Origin of the sequence: Aeromicrobium sp. (assembly GCF_014378035.1) — a bacterium.
Lineage (GTDB): Bacteria > Actinomycetota > Actinomycetes > Propionibacteriales > Nocardioidaceae > Aeromicrobium.
Genome location: NZ_JACMOM010000195.1, coordinates 1 through 22,906, shown reverse-complemented (window position 1 = coordinate 22,906; position 22,906 = coordinate 1). Strand labels below are relative to the sequence as shown.

At 66.8% G+C, this 22,906-nt stretch carries 19 protein-coding genes, 1 tRNA gene and 1 pseudogene; 17 read left to right on the top strand and 4 right to left on the bottom strand.

Features of this window, described 5'->3' with window-relative positions; genetic code table 11:
• The first annotated feature begins 6 nt into the window (after nucleotides 1-6).
• From nuoL to H7290_RS10195, 4 genes are read left to right on the top strand one after another with little or no spacing between them, the layout of a single operon-like run.
• A complete protein-coding gene (gene nuoL, locus H7290_RS10210) occupies nucleotides 7-1,884 on the top strand; it encodes an NADH-quinone oxidoreductase subunit L (RefSeq protein WP_290513906.1) in 1,878 nt (625 codons plus the stop codon).
• Entirely contained in the window at nucleotides 1,881-3,425 is a 1,545-nt protein-coding gene (locus H7290_RS10205; protein WP_290513905.1) for an NADH-quinone oxidoreductase subunit M, read from the top strand. Before nuoL ends, H7290_RS10205 begins: the two co-directional genes overlap by 4 nt.
• Entirely contained in the window at nucleotides 3,422-5,044 is a 1,623-nt protein-coding gene (gene nuoN, locus H7290_RS10200) for an NADH-quinone oxidoreductase subunit NuoN (protein ID WP_290513904.1), read from the top strand. Before H7290_RS10205 ends, nuoN begins: the two co-directional genes overlap by 4 nt.
• Before the next feature lie 21 nt (nucleotides 5,045-5,065).
• Nucleotides 5,066-6,055 carry a polyprenyl synthetase family protein gene (locus H7290_RS10195; protein ID WP_290513903.1) on the top strand — a complete coding sequence of 330 codons (990 nt, stop codon included), beginning with the start codon at nucleotides 5,066-5,068 and terminating at the stop codon, nucleotides 6,053-6,055.
• Between the two features lie 47 nt (nucleotides 6,056-6,102).
• On the opposite strand, the gene rarD is transcribed toward H7290_RS10195, so the two are convergent.
• A complete protein-coding gene (rarD, locus tag H7290_RS10190; RefSeq protein WP_290513902.1) occupies nucleotides 6,103-7,020 on the bottom strand; it encodes an EamA family transporter RarD in 918 nt (305 codons plus the stop codon).
• A 104-nt stretch (nucleotides 7,021-7,124) separates the two neighbouring features.
• Here rarD and H7290_RS10185 point away from each other — a divergent pair, with 104 nt between their 5' ends.
• The 12 genes and pseudogenes from H7290_RS10185 (at nucleotide 7,125) to H7290_RS10130 (ending at nucleotide 17,097) form a co-directional block, all read left to right on the top strand.
• A complete protein-coding gene (locus H7290_RS10185) occupies nucleotides 7,125-7,730 on the top strand; it encodes a bifunctional 2-polyprenyl-6-hydroxyphenol methylase/3-demethylubiquinol 3-O-methyltransferase UbiG (RefSeq protein ID WP_290513901.1) in 606 nt (201 codons plus the stop codon).
• 50 nt (nucleotides 7,731-7,780) lie between these two features.
• Entirely contained in the window at nucleotides 7,781-8,611 is an 831-nt protein-coding gene (locus H7290_RS10180) for an SDR family oxidoreductase (protein WP_290513900.1), read from the top strand.
• Nucleotides 8,612-8,734: 123 nt separating this feature from the next.
• Nucleotides 8,735-9,109 carry an NADH-quinone oxidoreductase subunit A gene (locus H7290_RS10175; RefSeq protein WP_290513899.1) on the top strand — a complete coding sequence of 125 codons (375 nt, stop codon included), beginning with the start codon at nucleotides 8,735-8,737 and terminating at the stop codon, nucleotides 9,107-9,109.
• A complete protein-coding gene (locus tag H7290_RS10170) occupies nucleotides 9,106-9,696 on the top strand; it encodes an NADH-quinone oxidoreductase subunit B (protein WP_290513898.1) in 591 nt (196 codons plus the stop codon). The genes H7290_RS10175 and H7290_RS10170 overlap by 4 nt, the downstream gene beginning before the upstream one ends.
• Nucleotides 9,693-10,208: an NADH-quinone oxidoreductase subunit C gene (locus H7290_RS10165; RefSeq protein WP_290513897.1), complete on the top strand. Its 516-nt coding sequence runs from the start codon at nucleotides 9,693-9,695 to the stop codon at nucleotides 10,206-10,208. The genes H7290_RS10170 and H7290_RS10165 overlap by 4 nt, the downstream gene beginning before the upstream one ends.
• The gene (locus H7290_RS10160; RefSeq protein WP_290513896.1) at nucleotides 10,201-11,160 is read left to right on the top strand and encodes a complex I subunit 1 family protein; all 960 of its coding nucleotides are present in this window, start codon (nucleotides 10,201-10,203) and stop codon (nucleotides 11,158-11,160) included. Before H7290_RS10165 ends, H7290_RS10160 begins: the two co-directional genes overlap by 8 nt.
• A 128-nt stretch (nucleotides 11,161-11,288) precedes the next feature.
• Nucleotides 11,289-11,522: pseudogene (locus H7290_RS21335) on the top strand (4Fe-4S binding protein); the annotation flags it as partial.
• 185 nt (nucleotides 11,523-11,707) lie between these two features.
• On the top strand, nucleotides 11,708-12,208 hold the full coding sequence (locus H7290_RS10150; protein WP_290513894.1) for an NADH-quinone oxidoreductase subunit J: 501 nt from the start codon (nucleotides 11,708-11,710) through the stop codon (nucleotides 12,206-12,208).
• Nucleotides 12,208-12,510, top strand: coding sequence for an NADH-quinone oxidoreductase subunit NuoK (nuoK, locus tag H7290_RS10145; RefSeq protein ID WP_366927621.1), 303 nt, complete (start codon nucleotides 12,208-12,210; stop codon nucleotides 12,508-12,510). Before H7290_RS10150 ends, nuoK begins: the two co-directional genes overlap by 1 nt.
• A complete protein-coding gene (locus H7290_RS10140; protein WP_290513893.1) occupies nucleotides 12,507-14,243 on the top strand; it encodes a proton-conducting transporter membrane subunit in 1,737 nt (578 codons plus the stop codon). The genes nuoK and H7290_RS10140 overlap by 4 nt, the downstream gene beginning before the upstream one ends.
• Complete coding sequence (locus H7290_RS10135; protein ID WP_290513892.1) at nucleotides 14,240-15,700, top strand: NuoM family protein; 1,461 nt, start codon at nucleotides 14,240-14,242, stop codon at nucleotides 15,698-15,700. The genes H7290_RS10140 and H7290_RS10135 overlap by 4 nt, the downstream gene beginning before the upstream one ends.
• The gene (locus H7290_RS10130) at nucleotides 15,697-17,097 is read left to right on the top strand and encodes an NADH-quinone oxidoreductase subunit N (protein ID WP_290513891.1); all 1,401 of its coding nucleotides are present in this window, start codon (nucleotides 15,697-15,699) and stop codon (nucleotides 17,095-17,097) included. The genes H7290_RS10135 and H7290_RS10130 overlap by 4 nt, the downstream gene beginning before the upstream one ends.
• Nucleotides 17,098-17,107: 10 nt before the next feature.
• Here the strand turns inward: H7290_RS10130 and H7290_RS10125 are convergent, their stop codons facing one another.
• Entirely contained in the window at nucleotides 17,108-18,250 is a 1,143-nt protein-coding gene (locus tag H7290_RS10125; RefSeq protein ID WP_290513890.1) for an acyl-CoA dehydrogenase family protein, read from the bottom strand.
• A 9-nt stretch (nucleotides 18,251-18,259) separates the two neighbouring features.
• Complete coding sequence (locus H7290_RS10120) at nucleotides 18,260-18,751, bottom strand: YajQ family cyclic di-GMP-binding protein (protein WP_290513889.1); 492 nt, start codon at nucleotides 18,749-18,751, stop codon at nucleotides 18,260-18,262.
• A gap of 92 nt (nucleotides 18,752-18,843) precedes the next feature.
• Between H7290_RS10120 and H7290_RS10115 the strand changes: the two genes are divergently transcribed.
• A tRNA-Tyr gene (locus tag H7290_RS10115) sits at nucleotides 18,844-18,925 on the top strand.
• Nucleotides 18,926-19,660: 735 nt separating this feature from the next.
• Here H7290_RS10115 and H7290_RS10110 read toward each other — a convergent pair.
• Nucleotides 19,661-21,604 carry an amino acid transporter gene (locus H7290_RS10110; protein ID WP_366927620.1) on the bottom strand — a complete coding sequence of 648 codons (1,944 nt, stop codon included), beginning with the start codon at nucleotides 21,602-21,604 and terminating at the stop codon, nucleotides 19,661-19,663.
• Nucleotides 21,605-22,906: the final 1,302 nt, after the last annotated feature.

Below are 22,906 nucleotides of genomic sequence, written 5' to 3'. Positions count from 1 at the left end.
CCCACGATGTTTGATCTTCAGTGGCTGCTCATTGCCATACCCCTTGCGAGCGGTGCCCTGCTCCTGACGTGGGGCAAGGAGGCTGACCGCTTCGGTCACCTCATCGGAACCCTCGCCTCGGCCGCGTCGTTCGTGCTCGGTGTCGCTCTGTTCATCAACCTGCTGGGCAGGGACGAGGGCGACCGCTCGCACACAGCCACTCTGTTCACCTGGATCCAGGCCGGGTCGTTCCATGTCGACATGTCGTTCACCTACGACCAGCTGTCGGGGCTCTTCGTGCTGCTCATCACGGGCGTCGGCACGCTGATCCACATCTACTCGATCGGCTACATGGAGCACGACGAGCGTCGGCGGCGCTTCTTCGCGTTCCTCAACATCTTCATCGCGGCGATGCTGACGCTCGCCCTCCCCCCCGACTACCTCGTGCTCTTCCTCGGCTGGGAGGGCGTCGGGCTGGCGTCCTACCTCCTCATCGGCTTCTGGCAGCACAAGCCGTCGGCTGCCGCGGCTGCCAAGAAGGCGTTCGTCGTCAACCGTGTCGGTGACATCGGCATGGCGCTGGCGATCATGCTGATGTTCACGCAGTTCGGCACGTCGTCGATCTCGGTCGTCAACGCCTCCATCCCTTCGGCGTCGGCCTCCGTCGCCACGGCACTCGGCCTGCTGCTGCTGCTGGGGGCGTGCGGCAAGTCGGCGCAGGTACCGCTGCAGAGCTGGCTGCTTGACGCCATGGAGGGCCCGACCCCGGTGTCGGCACTCATCCACGCCGCCACGATGGTCACCGCGGGCGTCTACCTCGTCGTGCGGTCCCACGGAGTCTTCGACGCCTCGGAGACCGCCCGCACCGCCGTCATCGTCGTCGGCCTCGTGACGCTGCTCGTGGGTGCCTGGATCGGTTGTGCCAAGGACGACATCAAGAAGGCGCTCGCCGGCTCCACGATGAGCCAGATCGGCTACATGATGCTCGCAGCCGGGCTCGGCCCAGCGGGCTACGCCTTCGCGATCTTCCACCTCATCACGCACGGATTCTTCAAGGCCAACATGTTCCTCGGTGCCGGCTCGGTGATGCACGGCATGGAGGACGACGTCAACATGCGCCACTACGGGGCGCTGCGCAAGATGATGCCGTTCACCTTCGCGACCTTCGCTCTGGGCTACCTCGCGATCATCGGGATCCCGCCCTTCGCGGGCTTCTTCTCCAAGGACAAGATCATCGAGGCGGCCTTCGGCCACAACGTCTTCGTGGGTCTCGGCGCGCTGCTCGGTGCCGGGGTCACGGCGTTCTACATGACCCGCCTGATGATGATGACCTTCTTCGGCGACCAGCGCTGGAACGAGGAGATCCATCCACACGAGTCACCGAAGGTCATGACGGTGCCGCTCATGGCACTCGGCGCGCTGTCGTTGTTCGGCGGTGCCCTGGCCATCGGCGGCTTCATCGAAACCTGGCTCGCGCCAGTCGTGGGCGAGGCCCCGCACGAAGACTTGCCACTTCCGGCCCTGGTCATCAGTCTGCTGGTGCTCGTCGTGGTGCTGATCGGCATCGGCGCCAGCTACGTCCTCTACACCCGTGAGCCGATTGCCGGTGAGACGCCTGCCGACGGCTCGGTCTCGTTCTTCTCGCGCGCCGGTCGGCACGAGCTCTACGGCAACGAGCTCAACGACGCGGTGGCGGTGCGCCCGACCCGGCACCTCACCAGGTTCCTGGTGTGGCTCGACGGCAAAGGCATCGACGGCTTCGTCACCGGGCTGGCCGACCGACTGGGTGACACCTCACAGTTCCTGCGGAAGCCGCAGACCGGCTATGTCCGTTCGTACGCACTCACGATGTTCGGCGGCGCTGCCGTCCTTCTCCTTGTTCTCCTGGCGGTGACCCTCGCATGACCCTCACCATCTTGGCCGCGACCCCGATCATCGGGGCGCTGCTGCTGGCCTTCCTGCCCAGGGAAGCCGCGCCCAACATGCGGGCGAAGACCGTCGCGCTCGGCGTCGCGCTCATCACCCTCGTGCTGTCCTTCGTCATGATGGCTCAGTTCGACCGTGGCGAGAGTGGCTACCAGCTCACCGAGAAGCACACCTGGATCAAGGCCTTCGGTGCCTACTACTCACTCGGTGTCAACGGTATCGGCGTCACGCTGATCCTGCTCACGACGATCCTCACGCCCATCGTGATCCTCGCCGCATGGGGCGACCGGCTGCCCGACGCCAAGAGCACGAACGCCTACTTCGCGTGGATGCTCGCCGTCGAGGGCCTCGCGATCGGTGCCTTCGCGGCCACCGACGCGTTCCTGTTCTACGTCCTGTTCGAGGCCACGCTCATCCCGCTGTACTTCCTGATCGGGACGTTCGGCGGACCCAACCGCTCCTATGCCGCGGTGAAGTTCCTGATCTACAACCTCGTCGGCGGCCTCCTCATGTTGGCGTCGATCGTCGGCCTCTACGTGGTCAGCTCGAAGGACGGCTCGCCGTCCTACCTCCTGAGCGACCTGCAGAACCTCGACTTCAGCACCAACACCGAGAGGTTGCTGTTCCTCGGGTTCATGGCGGCCTTCGCGATCAAGGCGCCGCTGTGGCCGCTGCACACATGGCTGCCCGACGCTGCGGGGTCAGCGACCCCCGGTACCTCGGTGCTGATGGTCAGCGTGATCGACAAGATCGGCACCTTCGGCATGATCCGGTGGTGCCTCGGCATCTTCCCCGGCGCCTCCGACTGGGCCAGTCCGGTCGTCATCACCTTGGCGGTCATCAGCATTCTCTACGGTGCGCTGCTCGCGATCGGGCAGGACGACATCCGCCGGCTCATCGCCTTCACCTCGGTGTCGCACTTCGGCTTCATCATCCTGGGCATCTTCGCCTTCACCTCCACCTCCATGGCCGGATCGACGCTCTACATGTTCAACCACGGGCTGTCGACAGCGGCGCTGTTCCTCGTCACAGGCATGATGATCGCCAGGCGTGGCTCTGCGCGCATCTCCGACTTCGGCGGGGTGCAGAAGATCGCCCCGATCATGTCGGGCGTCCTGCTGGTGGCAGGACTCTCGAGCCTGTCGTTGCCCGGTCTCGCACCATTCGTCTCGGAGTTCCTCGTGCTGGCCGGGACGTTCACGCGGTCGGTGCCCGCGGCCGTGCTGGCGACGCTCGGCATCGTGCTGGCGGCGCTCTACATCCTGATCATGTACCAGCGCACCATGACCGGTCCGCTCAAGGTGGGCAACGAGGGGGTGGTCGACCTCGAGCCCCGGGAGATCGCGTCGCTGACCCCTGCCCTCGTCCTGATCATCGGGCTCGGCTTCTTCCCGCAGCCCCTGCTCAACGTCATCAACCCCGCGATCGACGACGTCGTCAGCCACATCGGCAAGGGTGATCCCGCACCGCGGACCCCGACCTCGATCGACTCTGCGCCGACCGAAGGAGGCAGCAAATGATCGCCTCGCACGTGCTCACCGCCGACCTTCCGCCCATCTCCGCGCCATCGATCGAGTACTCCCTGTTGGCCCCGATGTTCATCATCGTCGGCGCCGCGCTGGTCGGAGTCCTGATCGAGGCGTTCTGGCCCCGGCGCAACCGCTTCGTGGCGCAGGCCGTGCTCGCGGTCGTGGCGATCGCCGCAGCTCTCGGCGACACCGTCTACGTGTTCCAGCATCTCGACGTCGTCGACGGCGCCCGGCTCGCCCGCGGCCAGGTTGCCGCCGAGGGAGCCGTCTCGATCGACGGCCCGGGCGTCTTCGCCTGGGGGATCCTGCTGATCTTCGCGCTCATGAGCATCCTGCTGTTCGCCGAGCGACGCCTCGAGGGTGGCTTGAGCGGATTCACCGGTCGTGCCGCCGACGCGCCGGGGTCGGGTGCCGAGACCGAGGCCATCACCAAGCGCATCGAGCACACCGAGATCTTCCCGCTGGCGCTGTTCGCCCTGGTCGGCATGATGCTGTTCGCGACCGCCAACGACCTGCTCACGATGTTCGTCGCGCTCGAGGTGCTGTCGCTGCCCCTCTATCTGCTCTGCGGACTCGCGCGACGGCGCCGCCTGCTGAGCCAGGAAGCGGCACTGAAGTACTTCCTGCTCGGGGCGTTCTCGTCGGTGTTCTTCCTCTACGGCGTGGCTCTGGCCTACGGCTACGCGGGCAGCTTCGAGCTGTCGGCCATCGCCGTCGCCGTCAGCACACGAACCGGTAGCGAGAACCTGCTGCTCGCGTCGATGGCGCTGATGGCCGTCGGCCTCCTGTTCAAGATCGGCGCCGTCCCGTTCCACACGTGGACGCCCGACGTCTACCAGGGCGCGCCCACCCCCGTCACGGCCTTCATGGCGGCCGGCACGAAGGCCGCCGCCTTCCTGGCGCTGCTTCGCATCTTCTTCGTCGCCTTCGGCGGAGCGTCGTGGGACTGGCGCCCCATGATGGTCATCATCGCGGTCATCACCATGTTCCTCGGTGCGGTCGTGTCGATCTCGCAGACCGACGTCAAGCGCATGCTCGCCTACTCCTCGATCGCCCACGCGGGCTTCCTGCTCGTCGGCTTCGTCGGCGCGTACGTCGGCGTGGCCGGCTCGCTGCGGGTCACGTCTGTGTCGAGCATCCTGTTCTACCTCGCGGTCTATGGCGTCTCCTCGATCGGGGCGTTCGCGATCGTCACCCTCGTCCGCGACTCGGGCGGGGAGACGACCCACCTGTCGAAGTGGGCCGGGCTCGGCAAGAAGTCACCGGTCCTCGCGGGGACCTTTGCCCTGTTCATGCTGTCGTTCGCGGGCATCCCGCTCACGGGTGGCTTCATCGGCAAGTGGACTGTCTTCAGTGCTGCGTGGTCGGGTGGATTCTGGCCGCTCGTGGTCTTTGGAGTTCTCGTCAGCGCCCTCGCCGCCTACTTCTACGTACGGGTCATCGTGCTGATGTTCTTCACCGACCCGGTGGGGGAGGGCCCCTCGGTTGCGGTGCCCAGCATCCTGACTACCGTGGTGATCGCCGTCGCTGCGACGGCCACGATCGGCCTCGGTATCATTCCGGGACCGGTGCTGGATCTTGCGCAGCATGCGGGCGCCTTCGTGCGTTGATCTGTCGCTGAGGAGTCCTGCGTGTCCAGTCTGAGTGTCTCGTTCACCGACCCGGTCCTCGAGGCGCGTGTGCTCGCGGGCGTCGACGAGGTCGAGGTCCAGCTTGCCGCGGCGGTCGACAGCCCCGAGACGTTCGTCGCAGAGGCCGCAGCGCACCTCCTCACTGCCGGCGGCAAGCGGTTTCGTCCCCTGCTGACGATGCTGTGCGCGGAGTTCGGTGACCCGAGCCTGCCCGACGTCGTGCCATCTGCGGTGGTGGTCGAGCTGACCCACCTCGCGACCCTCTATCACGACGACGTCATGGACGAGGCCTCCGTGCGGCGGGGTGCGCCGAGCGCCAACGCCCGATGGGACAACTCGGTGGCGATCCTCGTGGGCGACTACCTCTTTGCGCAGGCCTCCGACCTGGTCTCCGATCTCGGCACCGACGCCGTGCGCATCCAGGCCCGCACGTTCTCGCGGCTCGTGAAGGGTCAGATCCGCGAGACCCTGGGTCCGTCCGACAGCGAGGATGCTCTCGAGCACTACCTGTCCGTCGTGTCGGACAAGACCGGGTCGCTGATCGCGACCGCGGCGTTGTTCGGCGCCAAGATGTCTGGCGCCTCCTCTGAGGTGCAGGCGACCCTCACCGAGTTCGGTGAGCGCATCGGCGCGGCATTCCAGCTCAGTGACGACATCATCGACATCGCCAGCGAGACCGGGGAGTCGGGCAAGACGCCCGGCACCGACCTGCGTGAAGGTGTGCCGACTCTGCCGACGCTGATCGCCCTGCGGTCCACCGACGCCGACAGCGAGCGCCTGCGAGCCCTGTTGTCCAAGCCGTTGACCGACGACTCCGAGCACGGCGAGGCACTCCGGCTCCTGCGGGTTCACCCGGCGATGCTGGAGTCACGCTCGTACGTCCAGGCCGAGGCAGACGCTGCAAGCGCCCTGCTGGGCAGGCTCCCAGACCTTCCGGCCCGAGTAGCCCTCCAAGCTCTCTGCGACACCGTGGCGACCCGCCTCACCTGACCACAGACCAACGCTCGCGAGTCACTTTCTGAGGGGCGTGAAGTCCTTCAGACCAGTGGGGCTGTCGTGGCGAGCGTCCGACGGCGTCCGCGCACGGCGTCCGACGTGAACACGACGAGCGCGAGCCACACCAGTCCGAAGCCGATCCAGCGCGCGCTGCTCATGTCTTCATGGAAGATCGTCAGCCCGGTGATGAACTGGATGATCGGGCCGAGGTACTGGAGCAGCCCGATCGTCGTCAGCGACAGTCGGGTCGCAGCGGCGCCGAACATCAGCAGGGGGATGGCGGTGACGATGCCCGTGCCGGCGAGCAGGAGCGCGTTGCCCATCCCGTCATGCCCGAAGGTCAGCTCGCCACGCAGCTGCAGGGCGATCAGGAAGGCGAGCGCGACGGGGGAGATGATCAGCGTCTCCATGCCGAGGCCCTCGAACGCGCCGAGATTGGCCTTCTTCTTCAGGAACCCGTACGTCGCGAACGAGAACGCGACCAGCAAGGCGATCCACGGTGGACGTCCGTAGTCGACCGCGAGCACCAGGACCGCGAGGCCACCGATCGCGACGGCGGCCCATTGCGTCGGCCGGAGCGTCTCCTTGAGGACGAAGACCCCCAGCAGCACGGTGACGAGTGGGTTGATGAAGTACCCGAGCGAGGTCTCGATGACGTGCCCATTCGTGACGCCGTAGATGAAACCGCCCCAGTTGAGGGCGATGACGACCGAGGCCGCGCCGAGGATCAACATCAGCCGGCGTTCGCGCGCAATGGCGAGGAACGTCGCCCAGCGTCCGGTGGCGGTGATCAGGATCAGCACGAACAACAGCGACCACACCACGCGGTGTGCCAAGATCTCGAGCGACCCGGCCGGCTCGAGAAGCGGCCAGTAGAGGGGGAAGAACCCCCAGCACAGGTAGGCGGCGACACCGAGGCCCACACCGCTGCGGGAGTCGACGCTCCTTGACTCGCTCACCGGATGAGTTTACGCCCGACACGACGGTCGTCCGTCCCAGCGGGGTCCCGTCGGATGATCTGGCAGGAAGTCGTGGAAGCCTGACCGTCAGGCACCATGGACCCATGACCCACGGACCCACCTCGCCCCGACCACGCTGGTTCACCGACACCAAGGACGGCCACTCCGAGTGGTATGTCGAGCGGTTCCGCACCATGGCCGCCGAAGGCAAGGACCTCGCAGGCGAGGCCCGGCTCATCGATGCCATGGTGTCGCCGGGGTCGCGCGTGCTCGACGCCGGCTGCGGGCCCGGCCGGGTCGGGTCTGAGCTGCATGCGCGCGGCCACACGATCGTGGGGGCCGACGCCGACCCGGTGCTCATCGCGGCGGCGGCCGAGGACCATCCCGGCCCCCGCTGGGTCGTGGCAGACCTCAGCGACCTCGATCTGGACGAGCAGCCCTTCGACATCGCCGTGATGGCGGGCAACGTCATGGTGTTCCTCGCGCCGCACTCCGAGCAGCAGGTGCTGAGCCGTCTGCGCGCCCACATGCGTCCGGGTGGGCGCATCGTGGTGGGGTTCGCGACCGACCGCGACTACGAGCTGGTCGCGTTCGACGCGGATGTCGTGGCGGCGGGGCTGACTCTCGAGCAGCGCTTCGCGACGTGGGACCTCGTGCCGTTCTCCGATGAGTCCGACTTCGCCGTGAGCGTGCTGCGGGTGCCCGAGTGACAGGGATTTCGACTTGCGCTGGAGTGCACTCCAGGCCTTAGCGTTGACACATGACTGACAACACCAAGACCTGGTTCATCACCGGCGCCTCGCGTGGCTTTGGACGAGAGTGGAGCGTGGCGGCCCTCGAGCGGGGAGACCGCGTCGCCGCCACGGCGCGCGACGTCAGCTCGCTCGACGACCTCGTGGAGAAGTACGGCGACGCGATCCTGCCGATCGAGCTCGACGTCAACGACCGGGCGGCCGACTTCGCCGCCGTCAAGACTGCACACGACCACTTCGGCCAGCTCGACATCGTGATCAACAACGCCGGCTTCGGTCACTTCGGCTTCATCGAGGAGATCAGCGAGTCAGACGCCCGGGCCCAGCTCGAGACCAACCTGTTCGGCGCCCTGTGGGTCACCCAGGCGGCGCTGCCGTTCCTGCGAGAGCAGGGATCGGGCCACATCATCCAGGTGTCGTCGATCGGCGGCACCAGTGCGTCCCCGATCGTCGGGATCTACCACGCTTCCAAGTGGGCGCTCGAGGGGTTCTCCCAGTCGCTCGCGCAGGAGGTCGCCGACTTCGGCATCAAGGTGACGCTGGTGGAGCCCGGCGGGTTCTCGACCGACTGGAGCGGCGACTCGGCGAAGCGCTCCGACGAGCTTGCCGCGTACGACGACTTCCGCGAGAAGACCAACAAGCTGCGCGCCTCGCGCAATGCGGAGCCGGGTGACCCGACCGCCTCGGCGAAGGCAATCCTCCGGGTCGTGGATGCCGAGGAGCCGCCGCTGCGGGTCTTCTTCGGTGCAGCCCCTCTCGACATCGCGAAGAAGGACTACGCCTCGCGCATCGAGACGTGGGAGAAGTGGAACGACGTCTCCCTCCTCGCGCAGGGCTGAGCGTCGACGTGGTGGGGCATCCGCGGCCCGGGCACCCCACCACGTCACGGCCCACACCATCGATCGGGACCGCCGCGGGGTCGCGCGCACCAAAGCGGGAACGTACTTCCCTAGAGTGGGTCCATGCAGGCCTATCTCGACGACTACGCGGCCGTCGGCGTCATCATCCTGGTGGGCGTCCTGCTGGCGACGGCGATGCTCGGGGTCAACCGACTCATGCGACCGCAGGTACCGTCGCCAGCGAAAGAGATGACCTACGAATCGGGCGTCGACCCGGTCGGTGAGGGTTGGTCGCAGTCGACGGTCCGCTACTACGTCTATGCGTTCCTCTATGTCATCTTCGCGGTCGACGCGGTGTTTCTCTTCCCGTGGGCCGTCGTGCTCGACGACATCGGCCGCCCAGCCGCCGCCGAGATGGGCGTCTTCATCGGCATCATCGTCGTCGGGCTTATCTACGCGTGGCGCAAAGGGGTGCTGTCGTGGACGGCAACCCGATGAATTCTGGTCGTGTCGACCTCCCCATGCCGGCCTTCGTGCCTGCCCCACCCACGCTGGGCATCGGCTCGGAGCACGCACCCAGGCCCGCGCGCTACCTCCTCAACTGGGGCCGCAAGTACTCCCTGTGGGTGTTCAACTTCGGGCTGGCCTGTTGCGCGATCGAGTTCATCGCCACCTCGATGTCGCGCCACGACTTCATCCGCCTCGGCGTCATCCCGTTCGCCCCCGGGCCGCGTCAGGCCGACCTCATGGTGGTGTCAGGCACCGTCACCGACAAGATGGCGCCGGCGATCAAGCGCCTCTACGACCAGATGCCTGAGCCGAAGTACGTCATCAGCTTCGGCTCCTGCGCCAACTCCGGCGGTCCCTACTGGGACTCGTACTCCGTGACGAAGGGGGTCGACCAGATCATCCCCGTCGACGTGTACGTGCCCGGATGCCCGCCGAGGCCCGAGGCCCTGCTCAATGGCATCGTGACGCTGCAGGACAAGATCGCCGGCGAGAACCTGGCCGAGCGTTACGGTGCGGGCCGCGACCAGCGCTCGACCAGGTCGCTGCTCAGCCCCCGGATCGAGCCGCCGCGGTGACGCTCGAGGACAACGCCTTCGGACCACCGCACCGAGTCGTGGAGCCAGCCGCATGGCATGACGCCGTCGCGGGCCTCAAGCTTGACGGCTACAGCTACTTCGACTGGTTCTCCGCCGTCGACGAGCACCCCGAAGGCTTTCGCCTCGTGCTGCACGTCGCCCGCCTCGAGCCGGCACTGACCCATCTGCTCCTCGTCACCTACCTCGACCGCGACACCGCGAGCATCGCATCGATCGCCGACGTCTACGCAGGCGCCGCTTGGCACGAGCGTGAGACGCACGAGATGTTCGGCATCGACTTCGGCGTCGAGCTCGCACCACTGCTGCTGCCCGACGGGTTCGAGGGCCACCCCTTGCGCAAGGAGTTCGTCCTGGCCTCACGCGTTGCCAAGCCGTGGCCGGGCGCGAAGGAGCCGGGTGAGAGCGATGCCGACTCGTCGCACTCCCCGAGCCGCCGGCGCATCAAGCCGCCGGGCGTCCCCGATGCCGGCGAGTGGGGTCCCGGTGCTTGACGTCGTCCTGCGTTGCCTGGTGGTCCTCGGGGCCTTCCTGACGTTGCCGCTGCTGGTCGGTCAGATGGAGCACAAGGCGATGGCACATATGCAGAGCCGAGTAGGACCCATGGCGGCGGGCGGCTTCCACGGCTGGGCGCAGCTCGTGGCCGACGGCATCAAGTTCGTGCAGAAGGAAAGCATCGTCCCGGCCGCGGCCGACCGCAAGGTCTTCGAGCTGGCACCGGCCGTCGCCCTCATCCCCTACCTCGTGGCCCTGTTCGCCATCCCGCTCGGACCGTTCTTCGGGCAGGCGAACCTGATCGGGCAGGACCTCGATCTCGGTCTCTTCTTCGTTCTCGCAGCGATGAGCGTCGGCGTGCTCGGAACCCTGATGGGTGGTCTCGGCAGCGGCAACAAGTACTCGTACATCGGCGGCATGCGGGTGGCCGCCCAGCTCACCAGCTACGAGCTGCCGATGGTGCTGGCCGCGGCGAGCGTCGCCATGGCCGCCGGCACCCTCTCGCTCGTCGGTATCGCCCAGGCGTGGGAGCCGTGGTGGCTCCTGGCCCAGCTGCCCGGCCTCGTGGTGTTCTTCCTCGCTGGCCTCGCAGAGCTGCAGCGGCCGCCCTTCGACGCGCCGCTGGCCGACGCCGAGCTGGTGATGGGGCCACTCACCGAGTACGGCGGCATGCGGTTCGCGATGTTTCTGCTCGCCGAGTACGCCGGCATCGTCGTCCTCGCTGGGCTGACGACGGTGCTGTTCCTCGGCGGATGGGCCGGTCCGTGGTCGGACCAGCTCGGCTGGGTGTGGTCGCTGCTGAAGATCGTCGCCGTGTCGTTCGTGGTCATCTGGGCCCGCGTCGCATACCCGCGCCTGCGGGAGGACCAGGTCAACGCCTTCGCCTGGAAGGTGCTCGTGCCGCTCTCGCTCGCACAGATCACCCTCACGACCCTTTTGGTGGTGTGGTGATGACGCGCAAGGCATGGGGAGGTGGGCTCGTCCAGGGCCTTCGGGTGACGATGCGCAACCTGCTCCGGCGCAGTGTCACCGCGCACTACCCGGACGTCGAGCCCGACCTGCCCCCGCGCAGCCGTGGCGTGATCGCGCTGCAGGAGGAGAACTGCACGTCGTGCATGCTCTGCGCGCGCGAGTGCCCGTCGTGGTGCATCACGATCGACTCGCACAAGGAGACGATCCCGGCGACCACGGAGGGCGGACGCGACCGCAGCCAGAACGTTCTCGACCGCTTCGACATCGACTACTCGATCTGCATGTACTGCAGCATCTGCATCGAGGTGTGCCCCTTCGACGCGCTGCACTGGTCACCGGAGTTCGCCTACGCCGAGGGCGACATCGTCGACCTGACGCACGACATGAACAGGCTGCGCGAGTGGATGTGGACCGTGCCGCCGCCGCAGGCACTCGATCCCGGTGCAGGCCCGTCGAAGGAGATCGCGACCTATGAGGCTCTCCTCGCCGAAGGCGCAGCGGACGAGCTGCCCCTTGAGGGGGACGTGTGACCGTCACCGAGATCGTGTTCCTGCTCCTCGCCGCCACTGCGGTCGTCTCCGCGGTGCTGGCGATGACGAGCGGCGAGCTGGTGCACGCAGCCCTGTGGCTCGTCGTGACGCTCGGCAGCATCGCGGGTTGCTTCGTGCTGGTGACGGCCGAGTTCGTCGCCGGGGTGCAGGTGCTCGTCTACGTCGGTTCGGTCGTCGTGCTGGTGATCTTCGCGCTGATGCTCACCCGGCAGCCCGCCGCCGGTCCATCCGCCGAGGTGACCGGCAACCGCTGGGTCGCCGCCCTGCTCGGGCTGGTGGCCACCATCGGCCTCGGCGCCACGGTCATCGCGGGGTTCCACGGCCAACGCATCGAGGGCCGCCGGATCGGCACCGCCGCGTCCATCGGCGATGCCCTGTTCCACGACTGGGTGCTGCCGTTCGAGGTCCTCAGCGGCGTCCTGCTCGCGGCGCTGATCGGCGCCATCGTCATCTCGCGGTCGGGATCCGAGCACTGATGCCCCTGCTCTACCCGCTGGTGCTCGCGGCTGCCCTGTTCGGCATCGGCCTCTACGGCGTCCTCGCTCGACGCAACGCCGTCCTGATGCTGCTCGGCGTCGAGCTCATGCTCAACGCCGTCAACCTCAACCTCGTGGCGTTCGACGCGTGGTTTGCCGCCCCGGCGCACACCGGCCAGGTGCTCACGCTGTTCACCATCACGCTCGCCGCCGCCGAGATCGGCCTCGGGCTGGCGATCATCCTCGCGCTGTTCCGCGCCGTCCGGACGGTCGACGTCGACCGGGTCGGGGGCGACGCGTGAGCAGGCACTGGCCCTACGTCGCCATCACGGCGCTGCTCGCAGCGGTCGTGGCGGTCTGGGCAATCCCGCACCTCGGCGACAGCTCGGTGATCGAGCCCGAAACCGGGCTGCAGATGGGTTCTGAGCTCCTCCACGTGGTGCCCGGCTCGACGCACGTCCTGATCCAGGGCAACGATCTACTCGGCATCTCGCTCGCGATCCACATCGACGGTCTCGCCGCCCAGGTGCTGCTGTTGGCCGTCGGCGTCGGGCTGCTGGTGCAGATCTACTCCACGACCTACCTCGGCCACCACCCGCGCTACCGGTCGTATGCCCTCATCATCATCCTGTTTCTGCTCGGGATGATCACGGTGGTCGCGGCCGACGATCTGTTCGTGCTGCTGATCGGGTGGGAGGTCATGGGCGTCTGCTCGTACCTGCTGATCGGGCACGAGTGGCAGACCCCGGCGGCGCGTGCCGGTGCGGCCAAGGCATTCCTGATGACCCGCATCGCCGATCTCGGTCTGCTCGTCGGCATCCTGGTGATCGGCCAGACCTACGGCACGTACCGCATCAGTGAGGTGTTGCTGCAGGGCCCGAAGAACTCAACCGCGATCGGCCTGCTCGTCCTGGTGGCCGTGGTCGGCAAGTCGGCCCAGTTCCCGCTGCAGTCGTGGCTGCCCGACGCGATGCCCGGCCCCACCCCGATCACGGCCCTGATCCACGCCGCGACGATGGTCGCGGCAGGGGTCTACCTCGTCGCCCGGCTGCTACCGATCCTCGCCGACTCCAGCATCGTGATGGACCTGCTGGCCGTCATCGCCGCCATCACGATGCTGCTCGGCGCGCTGTTCGCCCTCGCGCAGGACGACCTCAAGAGGGCTCTCGCGTGGTCGACGGTCAGCCAGCTGGCGTTCATGTTCGCGGCGCTGGCAACAGGCGACGCCGGGGCCGGCACCGACCACCTCATCAGCCACGGGGCGTTCAAGGCTCTGCTCTTTCTGGGCTGCGGCTGCCTGATGCACGCCGTCGGATCGAGCGCGCTGTCGGCCATGGGCGGCCTGCGTCGTGCGATGCCCACGACCTTCTGGAGCATGACGGTGGGGTTCGCGGCCCTGGCCGGCGTCATCCCGACGGTCGGCTTCTTCTCCAAGGACTCGGTGCTCGAGTCGCTGCACGTCGCCACCGGCGGAGGCGGTCCGCTGGGCTCGGTCTTCGCCTACGGCCTGTTCGCCGTGGCACTCCTGACATCGCTGCTCACCGCTGCCTACGCCACCCGGCTCTGGCTGGTGACGTTCTTCGGCCCCGCGGTCGACGGACACGAGTCGTCCCGCGCCATGACCGTGCCGGTGGTGATTCTCGCGGTGGCCACGCTCGCCCTGTCGATAGGTCAACCGTTCCACCTAGGCATCGCGGTGCTGTCGACAGCCGTTGCTGCGCTCGGCGTCGGCTTCGTCGTCCTGCGATGGAGAAGCGGCGGCGGGCTGGACGTCAACGCGCCCCGGCTGGCCGACGGCCTCGGACTCGACTCTCCCTACTCGCGCTGGATCCCGGCTGCCATGCGCGGCGTCTCCACCGTCGTCGTCGACATCGATCGCGACGGTGTCGATGCCTACCCACGGGCGTCGGCTGCGGCAGCGGGCTTCGCCTCGCAAGGCTTGGACCTCTTCCAGTCGCGCAACGTCCAGCGCTACGTCACGTTGATCGCCGCGGGCGTCATGGTCCTCACGGCTGCAGCGGTGATCTGGACATGATCGCCGTCGCACTCATCCTGCCCTTCGCGGTGGGTCTCCTCCTGATGTTCCTGCGCAAGCGTCTTTCCGGTCGCAACGCCGCCATCATCGCCGCAGCAACGATGCTCGTCTCGCTCGTGCTCCTCGGTCTCGTCTGGGAGGGTCGAGCGGTGGTCTCCGGCGAGATCGACATCGGCTGGATCGACCCCCTCGGCGCCCGGCTGCACGTCGGTGCCACCGCGCTCTCGTGGCCGTTCCTGCTCATGACGGCCTTTCTCGGCACGCTGTGCTGCGTGTGGCTGGTCGACGACGAGACGCCCCCCGCCCTCGTGGCCCTGGTGCTGGTCATCGCCGCCTCCGCGCTCGGGGTCTTCGCCTCGCTGGACCTGCTGCTGTTCTTCGTCTTCTTCGAGCTCGCGCTGATACCGATGTGGTTCGTCATCGCCTGGTGGGGCGATGCGCTCGACCCGGTCGGACGGCGCCGCGCCGCGACCCGTTTCCTGCTGTTCACCGTGTCGGGCTCCGCGCTGCTCCTCGTCGGCATCATCATCGTGGCGCTCGATTCCGGCACGCTGCAGATACCGGACATCACCGGCGGACCTGTCGTCGCGGTGGTGCTCATCGTGCTCGGCTTCGCCATCAAGACGCCCTTGGTGCCACTGCACACGTGGCTCCCCGACGCGCACAGCAAGGCGCCGACGGTCGGCTCGGTGCTGCTGGCTGGCGTGTTCCTCAAGCTCGGAACCTACGGGCTGCTGCTGCTCGGTGTCGGCATGCTGCCCGAGTCGTTCGCCGAGGTGGCGCCCTACCTGGCGGTCGCCGGGGTCGCCGGCATCATCTGGTCGGCTCTGGCCTGCTACGCGCAGGACGACCTCAAACGCCTCATCGCCTACTCGAGCGTCGGGCACATGGGCTTCGTCGTGCTGGCACTGTCGACGATGAGCGACATCGGCGTCGCCGCGGCGGTGTTCGGCTCCGTCGCCCACGGGGTCGTCACCGGTCTGCTGTTCTTCAACGCCGGCTCACTCAAGGACCGCTTCGGCACGGCGTCGATACGGGTCATCGGACGAGGGCTGTACTCGCGCACACCGTGGCTGGCGGTCACGTTCGTCCTCGCCGCGGTGGCCAGCCTCGGACTGCCGGGGCTCGCCGGTTTCTGGGGAGAGCTGCTGTCGCTCCGCGCGGCCTACGAGGTCGGCGACGTGCTGACCAGGCCACTCGCGTGGTCGGCCCTCGGCGTCGCGGTGCTCGGCGTCGCCCTCACGACGGCCTACTTCGTCCGCGCCATCCGGCTGCTCGCGCAGGGAGACCCGATGCCGCGCGACGGTGACCGCGACCTGACACTGCGCGAGGCCTTCGTCAGTGGGGTCCTGGTCACCTCGATTCTCGTGCTCGGGCTCGCGCCCGGGCTGATCGTCGGGCTCTACGACAACCCCGGCGCCACCTACAGCGGCACCTACAGCCCGGTGGCCCCATGATCCCCGTCGACTGGGTCGTCGTCGGCCCGGCAGCCATCGTGTTCACCGGCGCACTCGTGGCGCTGCTCGTGGACGCCTTCTACCCGCGACGCACGTGGCTCGGCTCGGGTCTGCCGGCCAGCGTCGCGCTGGTGGTGGGCGGTCTCGAGCTGATCCACACACAGGGCCCGTCGCGCTACACCTTCGCGTTCACCCTGATCGTGCTCACCGGGACGTTGTTCGTCGTGGTGGCGTCCAACGTCATGAATTTCGAGAACGCCATGCCGCCGGGGGAGTACCACTTCCTGCTGCTCAGCTCGGCTGCCGGCGCCCTGCTGATGGTCGCTGCGCGGGACCTCGTGACACTCACCGTGGCGCTCGAGCTGTTGTCGCTGCCGTCGATCGCGCTCGTCGGACTGCGGCAGGGCGACCGTGCGGCGGTGCGATCGGCGTGGACGTTCTTCCTTGCGTCTGTCGTGTCGACGGCCATCACGCTGATGGGCATCTCGTTGCTCTACGGCGTCACGGGCACGCTGCAGTACGCCGGCATCCGAGAGGCCCTGCGCACCACCGACCTGCCGAACAGCGTCGTCGCGGTGTCCGTCGTGCTGACGGTCGTCGGTCTGCTGTTCAAGCTCGGAGCGGTGCCCTTCCACGTCTGGATCCCCGACACCTATGGCGGCGCGTCGGTCATGGTCGCCGGCTACCTCTCCACGGTGTCGAAGGCTGCCGCGCTCGGCGCCCTGCTCGTCCTGCTCGCCTATGCGATGCCCTACAGCCACGACACGTGGCAGCCGCTCGTCGCGATCGTCGCGGCCGTGACGATGACCGTCGGCAACCTCGGCGCCCTGCGGCAACGCGACGCCGTCGGCATGCTCGCCTGGTCGTCGATCGCGCAGGCAGGCTTCCTCATCGCGCCAGCCGCGGCGCTGCTCACCGTCAACGGCCTGCGGGCCCCGGTGCAGTACCTCGCGGTGTACGTGATGGCCAACCTTGTCGCGTTTGCGGCGCTCGCCGTGGTGCTCCGGCTGCGCGGCAGCACGAGCTTCCATGAGCTCGAGGGCCTCGCTCGCACAGACCCGCCGACAGGCATCCCACTGGTCATCGCGATGCTGACGCTCGCCGGCTTCCCGCCCGCCGTCATCGGCCTGGTGACGAAGTATGTCGTCATCCGCCCGGTCGTCGACGGCGATCACATCTGGCTGGCCGTCGTGATGGGCATCAACGTCATGCTCGGCCTCGCCTACTACCTGCGGCTCATCGTGGTGCTGGTCGAGCGGCCCGATGACGACGACCCGTACGTCAGCCCGTCGCCGCCGGTCTCGATCCGCGTGGCCAAGGCCGCGGTGATCATCGGCGCAACCGGGCTGGTGGCCCTCAGCGCCTGGCCGGACCTCCTCATGAGCAACCTCCCCTGACCTGCTCGGGTCAGCGAGCGAGGTCTCGGCTGATGACCAGCCGCTGGATCTGGTTGGTGCCCTCGAAGATCTGCATGACCTTGGCCTCGCGCATGTAGCGCTCGACCGGGAAGTCGCGGGTGTAGCCGGCGCCACCGAAGACCTGGACGGCGTCGGTGGTGACCCTCATGGCGTTGTCGGTGCACACCAGCTTGGCGATCGAGGCCTGACGGGCGTACGGCCGACCGGCGTCACGCAGCCGTGCAGCGGCGAGATACGTCGCGCGGGCAGACTCGACGGCCGCGGCCATGTCGGCCAGGACGAATCCGAGCCCCTGGTGGTCGATGATGGCCTTGCCGAACGTCTGACGTTGCTTGGCATAGTCCACCGCCGCGTCCAGGGCCCCCTGAGCGAGCCCGGTCGCCACCGCGGCGATACCGAGGCGGCCCGCGTCGAGCCCCGCCAACGCGATCGGGAGCCCCTGCCCCTCGTCGCCGAGGCGTCGCTCCACCGGGATGCGGACGTCGTCGAAGAGCATCGTGGCGGTGGTGGAGCCCATCAGGCCCATCTTCTGCTCGGGATTGTCGGCGGTCAGGCCGGGGGTGTCGGCCGGGACGAGGAAGCACGAGATGCCGCGACCGCCGTCGTCGGAGGTGCGGGCCATGACCTTGTAGAAGTCGGCCTGCCCACCGTGCGTCGTCCAGGCCTTGGCGCCGTTGATGACGTACGAGTCGCCGTCGCGCACGGCCTTGGTGCGCATCGCCGCGGGGTCAGACCCGGCGTGGGCCTCAGACAGGCAGTAGGCGCCCAGCAGCTCGCCCGACAGCATGTCGGGCAGCCATTGCTTGCGTTGCTCGTCGGTGCCCGCGGTGAACAATCCGAAGCACGACAACGCATGCACGCTGACGCCCACCCCCACCGAGGCCGACACCGTCGCGATCTCCTCGAGCGCCTGCAGGTAGACCTCGTACGACTGGCCGCCCCCGCCGTACTCCTCGGGGTAGGGCAGCGACATCAGACCGGCCCTGCCCAGGACGCGGAACTGGTCGCGAGGGAACTCACCGGACGCCTCCACCTGCGCCACATGTGGAGCGACCTCCTTGGCCACGATGTCGCGGGTCAGGTCGATGAGGTCGGACGATTCCTCGGTCGGCATCAGCCGGGTGGCAGGCATCGCGGCGGCTCAGCGGTAGTTCGTGAACTGGACGGCGAAGTCGAGATCGGCACCCTTGAGCAAGGCGATGACCTCCTGGAGATCGTCGCGCTTCTTGCTCGTGACACGCAGCTCCTCGCCCTGGATCTGCACCTTGACGGCTTTGGGTCCCTCGTCGCGGATGAGCTTCGAGACCTTTTTGGCCTGCTCCTGGTTGATGCCCTCGGTGAAGGTCGAGTTGATCTTGACGTCCTTGCCAGACTGGCGCGGCTCGCCGTCCTCGAGCGTCTTCAGCGAGATGCCGCGCTTGATCAGCTTGTCCTTGAACACGTCAAGGATGGCCAAGGCGCGTTCGTCCGCGTTCGCGGTGATCTCGATGCCCCACTCGCCGCTCCACTTGATGTCGGCGCCGGTGTTCTTGAAGTCGTAGCGGGTCGCGATCTCCTTGGAGGCCTGGTTGAGCGCGTTGTCGGCTTCCTGGCGATCGATCTTGCTGACGATGTCGAATGACGAGTCGGCCATGTGTGCTCCTGTGATGCTGCGCCGCGGATCTGGTTTCTCTCACTCTAAGTGGCTGAGATAGTCTTGCTTGTCGTTGCCCCGGCAACACCCATGGCAGGTTGCCCGAGCGGCCAAAGGGATCTGACTGTAAATCAGACGGCAACGCCTACGCAGGTTCGAACCCTGCACCTGCCACAGCACCATAAGAAGCCCCTGACCAGCAGAAACGCGGTCAGGGGCTCTTCTTATGCCCGGTTCTATGGCGTCTGAGGAACCACCTATCGCCATTGGTGCCGCAACTCTGTGACCTGCGGAAACGTCTATTCGTCAGATCGTCAGGAGTGTGAGCGCGGGGAATGCCCGGGGAAATATGGCGGCCAGTTCGAGCCGCACGCCGGTGACCTGCAGCGTTGCCCCGTGCAGGGGCACATGGCGACTGGCAGGGCGGGGGACGCCCTAGGGGAAATCCCCGTGCAGTCTTCTGCGGTTCTTGCCGGCATGACAGGGCAGGATCGAGATCGATCCCAAATCTGACACCTGGGGCTGACGCAGTGCGACCGCACGGGCTTATCGGTGACAGCCAGCTACTACCGGACAAGTCAGCCCATGTTGTCGGCAATTGTGGGCCAGCATCAGTCAGACGTGTGAGGCCGGCCGCAACGACGTCCCGTTGTCTCGAGCATCGACGCCGTGCCCACCCCAGTCAGCCGTCATGAAACCCGGGACCGTTGAGCTCATTTCGCACGGGCGGCCCGAGAATCACGAAACCCAGGGCACATCAACCTGTCAACGAAACTCTGGGCAGCCCCTGGACTTGTGGAACGGTTCGGGGGTGCTTCGCGGTGAGCGGTAGTGGCCTCGTGACGTAGAGAGGGCCACAGCGTTGGGGTCCGGCGTGGCTAGCTTTGACCAAGGGCTTGTCCCGCGGCACTAGCCGACGTGAATGCGTGGGCGCCGTTCCGGGTCTGGCTCGGCCTCGCGGAGCACCTCGCGCGTGACGGGTGCGATCTCGCCATCGCCGACGAACAGGAATCGCATGAAGTTGACCAGCGGGTTGCCTTCGGTCCAGCTGAAGTACGCGTGAGGAATCGTGCCTGTGCTGTCGCGGATGTCGATCAGGAGAGCAGCGATGGTGTTGGCGATGACCGAGCTGCGGACGCGCAGGACCCGATAGCCGTGCCGCTCGATCCCTGCCACTTCGAGGTCGGCTTCGAAGTCTGAGGCGTCAGAGACGGTGACTTCGACGAAGATCACGGGAGCCCAGCCCGGGACGCCGTTGTTTTCGCGGACCTCGGTCGCCTTTTCGCGGTATGAGGTGGCCGTGGACTCGCCGGGCTCTTTCGGAATCAGCCGGACCGCACCACATTTGGCTGCGCCCATTATGTAGTGGCGTGCCGTGTCATCCATGACGATGCTCACGGCCCGTAGCTCCAAGGAGCGTCGGGTCCGCGAGACGAAGGACACGACGACAATTGCGAGAATAAAGAGACCACCGATCTTGACGCCGTCGGGGCGTTCAAAGATATTGACCACGGTCGTGTAGACGAACACCGCGGTGACGATCGCGAACGCGACTGCGGCTCGTCGACGCTGGCGGCGGTACTCGGTGAGGGTTACGGCGACCGAGGCAGAGGTGATCAGTACCAGCACGCCGGTGGCGTATGCGCCGCCCTGCGCATCGACGCTCGCTTCGAATACCCATGTCACGAAGAACGCGACGGTCAGAAACACCAGGACGAGTGGCCGCATGGCTCGTGCCCATGAGGGTGCCATGCCGTAGCGGGGGAGATACCGGGGTACGAGGTTGAGGAGGCCCGCCATGGCAGAGGCGCCGGCGAACCAGAGGATCGCGATGGTGCTGATGTCGTAGACCGTGCCGAATGCCGAGCCGAGCTGCTCATGGGCAAGGAACGCGAGGGCCCGACCGTTCGCCTCGCCTCCCGGTTCGAATTGATTGGGCGCAATCAGCAGGGTCGTGACGATGCTGGACAGCACCAAGAACACGCTCATGATGACTGCGGCCGTCAGCAAGAGTCTGCGGGCCCCGGCGATGCGGCCGACGGGATGCGCCTCGGTGTCATCTGGTGATCCTTGGATCTGGGGCATGACTGCGACGCCAGTCTCGAAACCGGACAGACCGAGGGCGAGTTTGGGAAAGACGACCAACGCAACAGCAAGGACGGCAAACCAGTTGTGGTTCTCGGTCATGAGCAGGTCGTGCCAGTCGCCAAAGACGTGAGGGTTGCGGGCGATCTCGAAGAATGAGGAGGTGATGACGACGGCGTTCAGGACGAGGTAGACGATGACCAGCACGACGGCGATGCTGATGGCTTCCTTGAAGCCACGCAGGAACACCGCGCCGAGTGCCGCCAGGAAGACCAATGTGATCAGTACGACGTGGCCGGCAAGGAAGGTAGGAGTGAAGGGGTTCTCCAGCACGTGTGCCGATGCGTCCGCCGCCGACAGGGTCATCGTGATCAAGAAGTCGGTGCACGCGAATCCGAGCATGACGAGCACGAACAACTTGCCCGCCCACCAGGGCAGGACCTTCTCCAGCATCGCTATCGAGCCCTCGCCGTGTGGGCTCTCCCGGGCAACCCGCCGGTACACGGGCAGTGCGCCGAACAGCGTTAGCGCAACCAGCACCACAGTGGCGATCGGAGCGACGGCGCCTGCAGCCAGCGCGGCGATTCCAGGTTGGTATCCCAGGGTGGAGAAGTAGTCGACGCCGGTCAGGCACATGACTCGCCACCACGAGTGGTGCGGGCGTTCCTCGGTGACCTTGCCGTGGGGTCCGGTGAGCTCGCCCGCAGTCTCCGAGAGCCCTTCGAGCATCCATCGGCGGATACCGGTTCTGGGCCCGGTGCTAGTCACGTGGCCACCCTCCTGAGACCACCGCCGTGGTGGTCCGCGTCATCGTACGTTCGCGATCGGATGTCAGATCGACTTCCGGATCCCGATGGGCGTCAAGATTGCGTCAAGATTGCGTTCCGCGCGGCTCCGAGACCGACGATTGCCAAAGAATTGCTGTGGGTTGGTTGGAGTCCACGTCCTTGTGGGCGGTGCAGGAATCGACCTCGCCTGTGCCGTGAACGACTCGACCACAGTGAACGAAGGCGTCGCGAGCGTGTAGCGCTGGCCACCAACGACGACGTACTCAACGACGAAGCCAGCGAACTCACACCGGTGCAGTACTTTCTGGTCGGTGTGCCCGCGTTCATCAACGCCGTCATCGACCAGATCACCGGGGTGTTGACGTTCACGGCAACCCAGTCCGGATTCATTTGACTATGAAGTCAGCCGCTACATCGACCCCAACAGCTTCGTTAGCTCCATGGCGAGGGCCTTCATCAACGTCATTCCTGTCATCGTCCCTGGCAGCGGCGTCACGCCTGCCTGGGACTTGAAAAACTCAGACGGCGATGATGATGACTCGCACGACAGCGACGACTCAGGCGATTCCGGGAACAGCGATGAAACAGTTCTGCCCGACACTGGCGCGCCCGAGAACCTGCAACTGATGGGGTTCCGGCATCGCCCTCATCACCGCGGGATTGCTCATGGTCATCCGCGCGGCGACACCCCGACGCCGCGGAGGCGCCCACCGCGCCTGAACGGACGACCGCCCCACGCTCTTCGGGGGAGAGTTTGTGAGGCGGCCGTGGAGATAGAGGCTGCGTCATCAGATTGATGCGTTGTCGGTGAGAGGGTGGTCATATTGCCGTCGCTGACCGCCACTTCGCGGTCAGGAGCAGCGAGGACGAGGAACGCCGCAGCGCAGGGCATGGTTGGCCGGCTACACCGTTCATTACACGTGCTTGAATCGAAGAACTGATTCCATCGTGATGGATAGCAGTCATCTTGCGTGCCTTGGAACACGGCCTAGATGGCAGCGGGCTCTCGATTTGGCTCAGCCTGCCGACGGCGCGACCGCTCCACACGACCTGAAACCGCCGCGGGATGAGTGCTTCCAGGTTGGCCACACGACGGGTGCGATGAACCTGGTGGACTGATGGCTGCCATCCGGGGGCCAAAGTCCTTCTTGAGAGTATTCGTGGATCCATCGCTGTTACCGGTGCGTCGGGCTCCTGACAGATCGTGAGGGCGCCCGAATGCCTACGACAGGCCACGATTGGCAACGGGGATCTGTGGGCCATACGTGGGCAAATCGGAACT